Raw genomic sequence first — 665 nt, 5'->3', positions numbered from 1 at the left:
GTGACCGCTCACGGCCATCTCCGGTATCTCACTGGATACAATGGGAACGGCGGGTACTTCGCTCCGTTCCCATTGATAATGGTGCCAGGGCAGCGCCCGACCTATGTTGTCCGCGAGTTTGAGGTTTCTACGGTTCAAGCGGAAGGCTGTATCGACGAAATTATCTGTTATTCCCAGCAACAAGACTTTGCCACGGTTTGCGCGGATGTCCTTAGGCGGTATGGGTTGCAGGGGCGCAAAGTCGGTTTTGAGCTCGGCTGTTGGAACCTTGCACCGGCCGATGTGAGTGCCATTCAGGCCCAGCTCCCTGATATGAAGGTCGCCGATGCTACACGTTTGGTTGCCTCCGTGTGCGCCGTCAAGAGCCCACTTGAGATCGAAGCCATGCGCGGCTCCATGGCCCTGACCGACATTGCTGTACGGACGTTCCAGAGCTCACTTCGGGAAGGTGTCACGGAGGCGGAGGTAAGCATGAAAATTCAGGAGGAGCTCTACAAAGCGGGCGGCGCAATTTATGAAGCCCTTCCCACTTTAGTGTTTGGTGACCGGACAAAATTGGCGCACGGCTCTCCAACGCGCAACAAGCTTAGACAAAACGACCCCGCCTTAATGGAAACCGGCGCGGTAAAGCACGGATATGTCGCGGGCTTGGCCCGAACTGCAGT

The 665-nt window shown here is 56.5% G+C and carries 1 protein-coding gene; it reads left to right on the top strand.

What is annotated here, in order from left to right; translation table 11 throughout:
• Window positions 1-665: M24 family metallopeptidase (locus NKH37_RS34000; protein ID WP_353042588.1), on the top strand; the 665-nt coding region annotated here is incomplete at its 3' end.

Origin of the sequence: Mesorhizobium sp. M1217, from assembly GCF_040318275.1 — a bacterium.
In the GTDB taxonomy this organism is placed as follows: domain Bacteria; phylum Pseudomonadota; class Alphaproteobacteria; order Rhizobiales; family Rhizobiaceae; genus Mesorhizobium.
This window is presented reverse-complemented; position numbering and strand designations above follow the sequence as displayed.